At 68.5% G+C, this 12,443-nt stretch carries 11 protein-coding genes; all 11 read left to right on the forward strand.

Going from position 1 to position 12,443, the window contains the following annotated elements; genetic code table 11:
- Nucleotides 1-3: 3 nt before the first annotated feature.
- The 11 genes from nrdD to ACYAF3_RS27265 all read left to right on the forward strand — a co-directional run bounded on the left by nrdD (nt 4) and on the right by ACYAF3_RS27265 (nt 12,437).
- Nucleotides 4-150: an anaerobic ribonucleoside-triphosphate reductase gene (nrdD, locus tag ACYAF3_RS27215; RefSeq protein WP_003088212.1), complete on the forward strand. Its 147-nt coding sequence runs from the start codon at nt 4-6 to the stop codon at nt 148-150.
- On the forward strand, nt 147-845 hold the full coding sequence (locus ACYAF3_RS27220) for an anaerobic ribonucleoside-triphosphate reductase activating protein (protein ID WP_003117379.1): 699 nt from the start codon (nt 147-149) through the stop codon (nt 843-845). The genes nrdD and ACYAF3_RS27220 overlap by 4 nt, the downstream gene beginning before the upstream one ends.
- Before the next feature lie 193 nt (nt 846-1,038).
- Nucleotides 1,039-2,439, forward strand: a complete 1,401-nt coding sequence (locus tag ACYAF3_RS27225; protein WP_003117378.1) for an NAD(P)/FAD-dependent oxidoreductase — start codon at nt 1,039-1,041, stop codon at nt 2,437-2,439.
- Nucleotides 2,440-2,451: 12 nt separating this feature from the next.
- Complete coding sequence (locus ACYAF3_RS27230; protein WP_003088200.1) at nt 2,452-2,799, forward strand: cupin domain-containing protein; 348 nt, start codon at nt 2,452-2,454, stop codon at nt 2,797-2,799.
- A gap of 44 nt (nt 2,800-2,843) precedes the next feature.
- On the forward strand, nt 2,844-4,076 hold the full coding sequence (locus tag ACYAF3_RS27235) for an aromatic amino acid transport family protein (protein ID WP_003088197.1): 1,233 nt from the start codon (nt 2,844-2,846) through the stop codon (nt 4,074-4,076).
- Between the two features lie 63 nt (nt 4,077-4,139).
- A complete protein-coding gene (locus ACYAF3_RS27240; RefSeq protein WP_003119177.1) occupies nt 4,140-5,687 on the forward strand; it encodes a PucR family transcriptional regulator in 1,548 nt (515 codons plus the stop codon).
- A 568-nt stretch (nt 5,688-6,255) separates the two neighbouring features.
- Nucleotides 6,256-7,482 carry a DUF2599 domain-containing protein gene (locus tag ACYAF3_RS27245; protein ID WP_003161731.1) on the forward strand — a complete coding sequence of 409 codons (1,227 nt, stop codon included), beginning with the start codon at nt 6,256-6,258 and terminating at the stop codon, nt 7,480-7,482.
- A 106-nt stretch (nt 7,483-7,588) separates the two neighbouring features.
- A complete protein-coding gene (locus ACYAF3_RS27250; protein WP_003114933.1) occupies nt 7,589-8,269 on the forward strand; it encodes a hypothetical protein in 681 nt (226 codons plus the stop codon).
- A gap of 91 nt (nt 8,270-8,360) precedes the next feature.
- On the forward strand, nt 8,361-8,867 hold the full coding sequence (locus ACYAF3_RS27255) for a sigma-70 family RNA polymerase sigma factor (protein ID WP_003088185.1): 507 nt from the start codon (nt 8,361-8,363) through the stop codon (nt 8,865-8,867).
- Nucleotides 8,864-9,814 carry a FecR domain-containing protein gene (locus tag ACYAF3_RS27260; protein ID WP_031756261.1) on the forward strand — a complete coding sequence of 317 codons (951 nt, stop codon included), beginning with the start codon at nt 8,864-8,866 and terminating at the stop codon, nt 9,812-9,814. Before ACYAF3_RS27255 ends, ACYAF3_RS27260 begins: the two co-directional genes overlap by 4 nt.
- Nucleotides 9,815-10,022: 208 nt before the next feature.
- Nucleotides 10,023-12,437 carry a TonB-dependent receptor gene (locus ACYAF3_RS27265; RefSeq protein WP_031756259.1) on the forward strand — a complete coding sequence of 805 codons (2,415 nt, stop codon included), beginning with the start codon at nt 10,023-10,025 and terminating at the stop codon, nt 12,435-12,437.
- Nucleotides 12,438-12,443 lie beyond the last annotated feature (6 nt).

Genomic DNA, 12,443 nt, shown 5'->3' on the forward strand with positions numbered 1-12,443 from the left:
CCGATGAACCCCAACCAGTTGCCCGAAGGCCAGCGCCAGCGCTGCGAAGTCTGGACCCGCGTGATGGGCTACCACCGTCCCGTGGCAGCGTTCAATGCCGGCAAGCAGTCCGAGCATCGCGAACGCCGCCATTTCCGCGAGACGCGATGAGCGCCACGCTCAGGGTCGGGGGCCTGGTGCCCCTGACCACCCTCGACTACCCCGGCCTGCTCGCCTGCGTGCTGTTCTGCCAGGGCTGCGCCTGGCGCTGCCGCTACTGCCACAACCCGGAACTGATCGCGCCGCGCGGCGCGGAGGAAATCCCCTGGCCACGCCTGCTCGACTTCCTCCGCCGACGCCAGGGCCTGTTGCAGGCGGTGGTCTTCAGCGGCGGCGAGGCGACCCTGCAGGCGGCCCTCGGCGACGCCATGCGCACGGTCCGCGAACTGGGTTTCCGCGTCGGCCTGCACAGCGCCGGCATCAACCCCCGCGCCTTCGCCCGGGTGCTGGCGCAGAGCGACTGGGTGGGCTTCGACGTCAAGGCGCCGGCCGAGGACGTCGCCGCCATTACCGGCGTGGACGGCAGCGGCGCGGCCAACTGGCGCAGCCTGGAATGCCTGCTGGACAGCGGCGTGGCCTACGAATGCCGGACCACGGTGCACTGGCGCTTGTTCGATAGCGAACGCCTCTGGCGCCTGGCGACGCGCCTGCGCGAGATGGGCGTGGAGCGCTTCGCCGTACAACTGGCGCGCCCGGCCCGCCAGCTCGATCCGCAGCTTCTCGCGAAGCCCGCGCCGCAGGGCGCTGCGCAGCTATGGCGAGAACTGGAAGAGCTGTTTCCCGCCTTCGAACTGCGCGACGCCTGAGCCTCCGGTTCAGCGGCGCCGCTCGGGCCTGCCAGCTCGCTCGGACAGGGCGGGCAGTCCCGACCAGGCCTGTCCTTCACAAGACTCATACGATCGTACGAGAGCACCTCCTCGATTCCTAGTTGCGTCCAATTGTCGCGGACGGCGCCGCTCGCCACCCTTGCTCCAGATTCAGCGACCCCGGACCCGCGCCATGAAACTCACGCTCACCCCTCCCCTGACCCCCAGCCACTGGATGCGCTCGACCGACCTGGCCGACGCCACCAGCGCCCCCCTCGTCGGCACCCACTCGGCGGACGTGGCGATAGTCGGCGGCGGTTTCGTCGGGCTCTGGACCGCCATCACCCTCAAACAACTGGAGCCGGACGCACGGGTCCTGCTGCTGGAGCAGGACGTCTGCGGCGGCGGCGCTTCCGGCAGGAACGGTGGTTTCGTGATGTCCTGGTGGCCGAAGATCGGTACCTTGCTGGGCTTCTGCAGCGAGGCGCAGGCGCGCTTCCTTGGCGAAAGCGCGGAGCGGGCAATCCAGGAACTCGGGGAGTTCTGCGCGCGGCATGACATCGATGCGCACTTCCAGCAGAAGGGCTGGCTGTGGACCGCCACCACGGCGCACCACCTCGACGCCTGGAACGATACCCTCGCCGCCTGCGAACGGCTCGGCGTCAGTCCCTTCGAACGCCTCGACGCCAGCGAAGTGGCACGCCGGACCGGTTCGCCGGTGCATCTCGCCGGGGTCTTCGAGCGCAGCAATGCCACCGTGCAACCAGCCTTGCTGGTGCAAGGCATGCGCCGCGTGGCGCTGGCCCTCGGCGTGGAAATCCACGAGCGTTGTGGCGTCAGCCAGATCGTTCCCGGCCAGCCGGCACAGCTGCTGAGCGCCGGGGCCCGGGTCCAGGCCAAGGCGGTGGTTCTCGCGACCAACGCCTGGTCGGCCGCCCTGCCCAGGCTCTCCAGGCTGATCGTGCCGGTGAACAGTTCCATCGCGGTTACCGAGGCGATACCGCAACGGCTGGAGCGAATCGGCTGGACCGGCGGGGAAGCCATCACCGATTCCCAACTGATGGTGGACTACTACCGCACCACCCGCGACGGGCGCATCGCCTTCGGCAAGGGCACCGGCGCCATCAGCTACGGCTCGCGCATCGGCCGGGTATTCGACGTCGACCGGGAGAGCCTGGCCCTGACCGAGGCCGACTTCCGCCGCACCTATCCCTCGCTAGGCGACATCCCGCTGGTCGACGGCTGGTCCGGCCCCATCGACCGTACCTACGACAGCCTGCCGGTCTTCGGCCGCCTGCACGAGAACATCCACTACGGCATCGGCTGGAGCGGCAACGGCGTGGGACCGAGCCGCCTGGGCGGGCGGATCCTCGCCAGCCTCGCCCTCGGCCGCGACGACCCGTGGAGCCGTTGTCCGCTGGTAGAACGCCGCTGCCGGAGCTTCCCCCCCGAGCCGCTGCGCTACCTGGGTGGCTCCCTGGTGCGCAACGCCGTCCTGCGCAAGGAACGCGCGGAACTCGCCGGTACCGCGCCCTCGGCCACCGACCGCTTTCTCGCGCGCTTCGCCCCCGCCGGCCTTGAAGACAAATCCTGAGGAGCCCATGGCATGAACCCTTCGCTCATCCGTCTCGACGACGAAAGTCCTTTCACCTCGCCCACGCCCGTCGGCCAGCCGCTGGGCGAACCGGTAGCCCTGACCCGTACCGCGGCCCACCGCCCGCTCGCCGACGGCAACGGCGTGACCGGCATCTGGGAATGCACCCCGGGGCGCTTCCGCCGACAGGTCGAGCAGGCCGAGTACAGCTACATCGTCAGCGGTGAAGGTCGCTTCACCCCCGACGAAGGCCAGGCCGTGGAGTTTCGCGCCGGCGACGCGCTCTATTTCGCCGCTGCCACCCAGGGCACCTGGGACATCCGCCAGACCGTGCGCAAGACCTACCTGATCTTCGACTGACCCCGAAGAACCGAACTCCACCGCCCTGACAGAGGAAACAAGAAATGGGTATGCGAGAAGCGAACGACAACGCATCGGGCCTCAAGGCCCATCCCCTGGGCTCGCTCGAGACGATCGCTATCATCATCGGCACCAACATCGGCGCCGGCGTGCTGAGCATGGCCTACGCCGCCCGCAAGGTCGGCTACGTGCCGTTGCTGGTATGCCTGGCCCTGACCTGCCTCTTCTGCATCGTCACCATGCTCTACGTGACCGAAGCCTGCCTGAGAACCCGCGGCAACAACCAGCTCAGCGGCCTCTCCCGGCGTTACCTGGGCCCGCTCGGCGGCTGGCTGATCTTCATCGCGGTGGCGGCCAACAGCTACGGGGCCCTGGTCGCCTACATGACCGGCAGCGGCAACATCATGCTCGAGTTCTTCGGCCAGTACGGCCTCACGCGCGAGGTCGGCAGCCTGATCTTCTTCGTCCCCTCGGCGCTGGTGCTCTACCTGGGCCTGAAGGCGCTCGGCGTGGGCGAGAAGCTGATCAGCGCCGGCATGGTGGCCATCGTCTGCATCCTCATCGGCGCTACCCTGATGCACGACGACGCCCGTCTCGCCCACCTTTGGCAGAGCCAGTGGCAATACGTGGTTCCAGTGTTCAACCTGGCGGTCTTCGTGTTCGGCGCGCAGTTCCTGGTTCCGGAGCTGGTGCGCGGCAACCTGGCAACCCCCGGGCGCGTGCCGCGCCTGATCGTGGTCGGCATGCTGCTGACCTTCCTGCTGGTGGCGGCCATTCCTGCCTCGGTCATCGCCCTGGTCGGCCCCGACAACCTCAGCGAGGTGGCGACCTTGAGCTGGGGACGCTCCCTCGGCCAATGGGCCTACTACGTGGCGAACACCTTCGCCTTGCTGGCGATGCTGACCTCCTACTGGGGACTCGGCGGGTGCCTGTTCACCAATATCTTCGACCACTTCCGCCTGGGCAGCGAAACCAACCGGCGCAAACGCCTGGCGGTGCTCGCCGCGGTCTCGGTCCCGCCGTTCCTGCTGGCCTATGCGGGGCTCGGCGGCTTCGTGAACGCGCTGTACTTCGCCGGTACCTTCGGCGGCGTACTGATGGGCATCATCCCCATCCTCCTGCTCAACGCGGCGCGGCGCCACGGCGACCAACTGCCGGCATTCAGCTGCGGCTGGTATGCCCATCCGCTGATACAGGGGCTGATCGTCCTGGTGTTCGCCTCCAGCGGGGTCTACGCGATCGCCTCGGCACTGGGGATGCTGCCCGCCAGTTGGTGACAGGGCGCGCTGCCTGCGCCCGGGGCGATTACACTGAAGGCCCATGCCTGGAGTTTCCTGGACATGCCGCAGAGCATCCGCCACCTGATCGCCCTCCCCGAACTCCGTTCACGCCTGCTGAGCGGAGCCGGCGGCCTCGACCGCCCGGTTCGCTGGGCGCATGTCTGCGAACTCGACGACCCCACCGAATGGCTCGGCGAGGGTGACCTGCTGATGACCACCGGGCTGGGCATACCGAGCGACGCCGAGCGGCAACGGCGTTACGTCCGAAGACTGGCCGAGGCCGGCCTGGCAGGCATGATGATCGGCGAGAACATGGAAGCCCCGAGCGACCTCGATGCCCTGCGCGAGACGGCCGAGGCCTTGGGCTTCCCGTTGATTCTCACCCACTACGGCGTCCCTTTCGCCGCCGTGACCCGGGCCATCGTCGATGCGGGGCAGAAAGACGAATACGAGCGCCGCAACGCCCTGGCCCGGATATACGAAAGCGCCCGGCTGAGCATGCAGGGACTGGGCCTGCCGGCGCTGCTGCAACGCCTCGGCAAGGACGTGCGAAGCAGCCTCTACCTCATCGTTCCCGACACCCTGGCGGCCTGGCAGCCAGGCCTGCCAGGGCTGCCCGCGGAGTTGGCCGACGCGCTGCGCAACCGCCGTCGCGAGCAGGCGGAGCCGCAGCCGATGGTCCTTCGCCATCCGCTCGCGGAAGGCGAAGCGCTCAGCATCGGCATTCCTTCCGACCGGAACTGCCTGCTGATAGCCCTGGGCGAGCGGCTGCCGGACTACAGTCTCCTGCACCACCTGACGGCAGTGCTCGGCATAGAGATCGAACGGCTGCGCGTCGAAAGCGAACGCCACCTGCGCCTGGGTTCGGAATTGCTCGACGACCTGCTGCAACGACGGCTATACCGGGAACAAGCCGAGGAGCGGCTGGAGGAACTGCTGCCCGGGCTCGATCTCGACGATGCAGTCGTTTCCGTGGCAAGTTCCGAGGGGCTCGCGACCGACCCTATCGGTCTTTTCCGGGGCCACGACTCACGCCTGCTGGTTCGCGCGCAGGGCCAGGAAATCATTCTGCTGCACCAGGCCGGCCTCGCCTCGACACTGCAGGAAGCCCTGGACAGCTCGCTGGGCGTGAGCGCCCCGCTCCGTCGTGCCGAACGTTGCGCCGAGGCCTTGCGCGAAGCGCGTCTGGCCCTGGCCCACAGCCATTCCCGGCGACCGTTGTGTCGCTACGCGGAACTGGACGACGAGGCGCCCTGGCTACCCAGAAGCCTCGCCGAGGCCGAGCGGGCGTTCCGTCTGGTCCTCGGCGCCCTCCACGACTATGACGCGGCCAATGGCTCCGCACTGCTACACACGCTGCAGGTCTTTCTCGAGGAAAACAGGTCCTGGTTGAACGCCGCGCAGCGGCTACACATACACAAGCAGAGCCTGGTCTACCGGATACGCCGCATCGAGGAAATCAGCGGTCGCTCGCTGGACAGCACCGCCGATGTGGCGACCCTCTGGTTCGCCTTGCAGGCAACCCGGCTGTCGCCGGAAGCGAGGGGCAGGACGGCGAAGGGCAGCCTCCTGGAGCAGTCCGCGCACCATGGCGGCGACATGGACTGACGGCGGAGCCCCGATACCTGGCGCTTGCAGGGCGACGCCGCCGCCAACAGGCGCGGCCAGGAACGGTTGCCTGGCAGCGGCGTGGCCTGTGGATGCCGGACCACGGTGCATCGCAGCGAGCGCCGTTGCGAATGCATTAATCCCCCTTGCTAGCTAGCCACCCCGCCGCTGGAGCGGCGCGGCCCGCGCTTCTAGGCTCGAACGGTAAGACGGAAGCCCATCGGCGCGGCGCAAAGGAGGCCTGCGATGCGTAACGGAATCCACGCTGTATCCGCCCCGCTACCCACCCTGTTCGTATCTCCGCCGGCGGTCTTCACTGCCTCCCTCGAGCGACTTCCCCCACACGCTCGACAGGCCCCCGCCGCCCAGCGCCCGCCGGGGTCGCCCGGCATTCCCGGCAGCGCCCGGTTGCAGACTGGCGCCACCACGTCCCGCTGACGTCCCAACGCCGACGGCCATGCCGTCGCAAGCGCTTCATCCCCCGCGATCCGCCCGTCGCGCTCGTCCCCATCGGGACCAACCGGGCCGCCCCCGGCCCGCTCCTTCGAACCTGCGTGGAGTCCATCCCATGAACGGAAGCAGATCCATCTTTCTCTACCTTCTCGCCGCCGCCGGCCTGGCGCTGACACCCGCGGCCCAGGCCGACCGGGGCAACGACGTGGTCGCCCGGCTCAACCAGTTGTACAACGACACCCGCCAGGATTGCGGCGGACCGTCGAAGCCGGCATTCCTCTGTTCCGGCGTGCTGTTCCGCGCCACCTGGCCTTCGACCGACTACATGTTCTACAGCATCAGTCCGAAGAGCCAGAAAAGCGGCGGCGTCTCCGCCTCCTACCTGCGCAAGGACGCCAAGTACCGCAAGCTCGCCTATGGCCTGAAGAGTGGCTTCATCTTCGACACCATCTTCGGTAATCCGAAGGACCACCAGGACTATGCGGTGCTCTGTTCCTTCCCCATCGACGCCGCCACCGACGACCGCGCCCAGCAGGGTTGCACCGATTCGCGGCGCACGCCGAACAGCGTCGAGAAGTCCTGCCAGGACATCAACGTCAGCACCGCCGAGCAGTGGGCGGCGAACTACCGGCAGAACCGCGGCGACCATTCGCGGCAGTGCTCCTTCGACGTCCGCGACGAGCGCAATACCGCCGCCGGCCCGGCCTTCTACCAGAGCATCCGGGCGATGGCGCAGATCGCCGACGAATCCTTCACCACCCAGAACGAACTGCGCCTGGCCAAGTGGGAGGAAAACCCGCCGAAGTCGCCGTCGATCCTCGCCGCGTTCTACACCGAGGACGCCGGCCTGGAGGGCGCTCGGCTCAACCAGATCCAGTGGTACCAGTCGGTCCAGGCATTCCTCCCGATCATCAACATGCGACTGCCGCAGACCCGCCAGCAGGACGCGCAGTTCGCCTACGACGGGCGTAAGCAGGCGATCTACCCGACCAGCGAGAAGAATGCCTGCGAGCGCTATGTGGAAAGCGCCACCTGGGTGGAGCGCGACGATCCGGGCTTCAGGAAGAAGATCATGACCCTGGAAGTGGTACCGACCGATTGCGGGCGCAAGATCCAGGACAACCAGACCAACAATTTCTTCAACGAGCTGGTGGTCGACCACTACCTGGACAGCGAATGGAAGGACAACCCGGACAACCGCGACAGCAATATCGGCAGCATGCGCCGACAACTGGTCTGCCACTTCAACGTCGCCCGCAACAAGCCCGAGTGGAACCTGGAACCCTCGCGGCCGTACACCTCCAACGAGGACTCCATCGCCAAGGGCTGCAATAACACCTGAGGCCGCTCCGCGGGGGCGCTACGGCGTCCCCTGCGAACAGCGATATGGCCTTTTGACATCACGCGTTCTACCATGCCGTCTTTCCAAGCCGCCAGGGAACGAACGCATGGCTTTCGATGCCGCCCGCTATGTCCACCGCTACTACGCCAGCCTGGCGCCCGCCCCGGGCAACGAATACCCGCGCCTGAGGGCCTGGGAGTACCTCTGGGAGTATGTCTGGGACCCCAGTCGCAGCTGGGACGACCTGACCGCCCCCGAACAGCTCGACACCACCGCCCTGCACCTGGGTTTCTACCTGGCCAACTGGGGCATGTTCCGTGGCTCCTCGGGACTGCTGCAGAACAGCAACCTGGACCTGATGAAAGCGCTGGCCCGGCAGCTCTTCAGCGGTGCCGGACCGGAACTCTTCGAGCTGTCCCTGGTGGATTTCGCCGGCAACGGCGCGCGCCTGGCGCACAACCGCAAGCTGCTGGAAACGGTACTCGGGTCGATGGACGCCCTCAGCAGCCGGGTGAGCTGGACCGACACCCTGAAGAGCAAGATCCTGCTCGGCGTCTGGGGCGAGTTTCCCGCCCTCGACCGCCACTACGTGGCCGCCTGTCGCGCGCTGTATCCACGCCGGGGCCTGACGAGCGTCAACGGCGGGACCCTCACCGCGCTGCACCGCCTGATCGGCGAAGAAAGGCTGTCGTTCCCGCGCCTGGAGACCGCCCGCAAGGGGCTCCTCTACCCCACCGGGCGCCTGGCCGACATGGCTTTCTTCCAGTACGGCCTGGAAAACGCTTGAGGCGCTGCGCCGCCGATCCGGGGGACTTGTAGGCATGCCCTCGCTGTAAGTAGTATGAGACTCATTCTCAATTACAACAGCGATCCCCTCCATGCCGCCGGCCGACGCCTCCCTGCACGACGCTGTGAGCCATCTCTACCAGGACCACCATGGCTGGCTGCAAGGCTGGTTGCGGCGACGCCTGGGCTGCGCGGAAAACGCCGCCGACCTGGCCCAGGACACCTTCGCCCGCCTGCTCGCCTCGCGCCGGGTACTGGATGCGCGCGAACCGCGCGCCTACCTGACCACCGTCGCCAAGGGGCTGATGATCAACTGGTTCCAGCGCCAGTCGCTGGAGCGCGCCTACCTCGATGCCCTGGCCAACCTCCCGGAAGACCTCGCGCCGCCGCCGGAACAGCGGTTGATGGTGCTGGAAACCCTGCATGAAGTAGACGCCCTGCTCGGCAGCCTGCCGGACAGGGTCCGCCAGGCGTTTCTCCTGGCGCAGATCGAAGGCCTGAAGTACGAAGCCATCGCCGAGCGCCTGGGCGTGTCCCTGGGTTCGGTCAAGCGCTACATGCAGCAGGCCTTCCGCCAGTGCCTGGAGCTGATGGAATGAACGCCGCGGACGAAGGCCGGATTCCCTCGCCGATCCTCGACGAGGCCGCCGAGTGGCTGGTGCGCCTGCAGGACAGCGGCTGCACCGACGACACGCGCCAGGCCTGCGCCCAGTGGCGGCAGCGCAGCCCGCAGCACGCCCATGCCTGGGAGCGCGCCGAGCGCCTGCTGCAATGCCTCGGCCGACTGCCGCCGGCGCTGGCCCTGCCGACCCTCGGCCGCGAGCACGGGCTGGACCGGCGGCGCGCGATCAAGCACCTCGCCCTGGTCCTCGGCGGCGCCTCGCTGGGGCTCGCCACCTGGCAGGCCGAACCGTTGCGCGACTGGCTGGCCGACCAGCGCACCGGCGTCGGCGAACAGCGCCGCCTGACCCTGCCCGACGGCAGCCTGCTGACCCTGAACACCGACAGCGCCGTGGACCTGGCCTACGACGCCAGCCAGCGGCTGGTACGCCTGCTGCGCGGCGAGATCTTCGTCGATAGCCGCGCCGACCCGCGTCCGTTCCGCGTCGCCACCGCCGAAGCGCGGCTGCATGCCGGTGCCGCCCGCTTCAACGTACGCCAGGAGATGGCCGCGACCCGGGTCGCGGTACTCGCCGGGCGGGTCGAACTGAGCCCGCTCCACGGACGCGGGCGCTGGCTGGAAAGCGGCGAATCGGTGCGCCTGGGCGCCGACGGCGAAGCGCGCCGGCTGGCCTTCGACGGCCTGCCGGACGCCTGGACCCGCGGCATGCTGATGGCCGACCGGATGCCGCTGGCCGAGGTGCTCGCCGAACTCGCCCGCTACCGTCGCGGCGTACTGCGCTGCGACCCGCAACTGGCCAGGCTGGCGGTGTCGGGCGCCTATCCGCTGCTGGACCTGCGGCGCACGCTGGGCATGCTGCAGGCCACCTATCCGCTGAAGGTGCGCGGGGTGACCGACTACTGGATCAGCCTGGTGCCGGCGTGACGGCGCGGCCGCCATCCCCGTGGCAACCGCCCCCTCGCGTCCACCCCGGCAGGCCGTCCGCCGTTGCGCCGGAACAGGCGTTGCCATCGACATACCGTGCTCCGCAGAAAAATAACCGCCTCGACCTGAGACCTTTTTCCTTCTCGGCTGGCAAGTAGAGGAATCCGCCCCGACCCAAGGTCCGCAGAGACCACGAGGAACCCTGTACATGCCCGTACGCACGCTTCGTCCCCGTTCGCTGTCCCTGGCCATCCACGCCGCCGCCATGACCCTCGCCCTCGCCGGCGCGGCCCCCGCCCTGCTTGCCGCCGAGGCGCCCGCCGCCAGCTCGGCGCGCAGCTATGACATCGCCCCCGGCCCGCTCGGTCGCACCCTGTCGGCCTTCGCCAGCGACAACGGGGTATCCCTGGCGTTCGACCCGGCGCTCACCGAGGGTCGCCGCAGCGCCGCCCTGCGCGGCCGCTACGCGCCGGTCGAGGCGCTGCACCGCCTGCTGCTGGGCAGCGGCCTGGAGTTGCAGCAGCGCAGCGATGGCAGCTACACCCTGGTGCCGGCAGCCACCGATGGCGCGCTGGAACTGCAATCCTCGCTGATCACCGCCCAGGCCGCCGGTGCCGAGACCCTGCCCGCCGAGTACGCCGGCGGCCAGGTGGCCCGTGGCGCGCGCCTGGGCATGCTGGGCAACGCCGACGTGATGGATGCGCCATTCAGCATCACCAGCTACACCGCCAGGACCATCGAGCAGCAGCAGGCGCGCAGCGTCGCCGACCTGCTACAGGCCAACGATCCGTCGGTGCGGGTGGTCGGCGGGCGCGGCGACCTGGTGGACAGCTACACGATTCGCGGCTTCAGCGTGCAGAACGCCGACGTCGCCTTCAACGGCCTCTATGGCCTGCTGCCGTTCTGGCGGGTACCGATCGAATTCGCCGAGCGCGTGGAAGTGCTCAAGGGACCGAACGCCCTGCTCGGCGGGATTTCCCCCGGCGGCAGCGTCGGCGGCACCATCAACCTGGTGCCCAAGCGCGCCGACGACCAGCCGCTGACCCGCGTCAGCGTCGACTGGACCCAGCGCGGCCAGCTCGGCACTCACCTCGACATCGGCCGGCGCTTCGGCGAGAACAACGCCTTCGGCGTGCGCTTCAACGGCGTCTACCGCAACGGCGATACCGCCGTCGACCATCAGAGCCGCGAGTTTCCCATGCTCTCCCTGGGCCTGGACTTCCGTGGCGAGCGCCTGCGCCTGTCCAGCGACCTGCTGTACCAGAAGGAAAGCCTGGAAGGCGTGGTGCGCCCGCTGCTGACCGGCCCGGGAACCACCCACATCCCCCACGCCCCGGACTCGAAGACACGCTTCGGCCTGCGCGATTCCTACCTGGACCAGGAGGATTACTCCATGGTCAACCGCGGCGAGTACGACCTCGCCGACAACCTGACGGCGTTCGCCAGCATCGGCGGCCGCCAGAGCAACTACGAAACCATCGCCGCCAACAGCATCCTCGTCGGCAACCAGGGCGATATCGTCAACAGCCTGGCACGCCAGCGCGGCGACCGCCGCACCTATTCCGCCGAGGTCGGCCTGCGCGGCAACTTCGACACCGGCCCGCTCCGCCACGACTGGACGCTCAGCGTCAACCGCCTGCACGAACGGCTGGGCATGGTCTATGCCTTCACCGGGATGCAGCCGGGCAACCTCTACCAGACCTCGCCGCATACGCCGCTGCCGGACTTCTCCAGCCTCGACGGGAGCATTCCGAAGACCAATGAAACCGACCTCGGCGGCGTGGCGCTGGCCGACAGGCTGTCGTTCCTCGAGGATCGCGTGCAGGTCACCCTGGGCGTGCGCCGCCAGCAGATCGAGTCGCGCAACTACGACCAGACCAGCGGCGCGCGCACCAGCCACGACAAGCGGCACGTGTGGACGCCGATGGCCAGCGTGCTGGTCAAGCCGCTGCTGGACCTGTCGCTGTACGCCAACTACATCCAGGGCCTCAGCCAGGGCGAGGCGGCGCCGATGACCGCGGCCAACGCCGGCCAGGTGCTGGCACCGTACAAGGCCGAGCAATACGAGATCGGCGCCAAGTACGACCTGGGCGGCTTCACCACCACCCTGGCGCTGTTCGAGATCAGGAAACCGAACGCCTATACCGACGCCAGCAACGTCTTCCGCGCCGACGGCGAGCAACGCAACCGCGGCGTGGAGCTGAGCCTCTATGGCGAACCGCTGGACGGCGTACGGGTGATGGCCGGCGCCACCTACATCAAGCCCGAGCAGAACAAGACCGGCGACCCTGCCAGCGAAGGCAAGGACGCGCCCGGCGTGGCCCGCCGCCAGGCCAACCTGGGGGTCAGCTGGGACACCCCGTTCGTCGACGGACTGACCCTCGACAGCCGCTGGATCTACACCGGCTCGGCCTATGTGGACAGCGCCAACGCCCTCGCCGTGCCGCACTGGAACCGCGTCGACCTCGGCGCCGCCTACGCCTTCCAGGTCGCCGGCAAGCCGCTGGTGGCGCGCGCCAACCTGGAGAACGCACTGGGCAAGGACTACTGGACCGCAGCCAACGGCTACCTGTCGATCAGCTCGCCGCGCACCCTTTCCCTTTCCCTCACGGCGGACTTCTGAGTCCGC

The organism is Pseudomonas sp. TZ252, assembly GCF_056110345.1.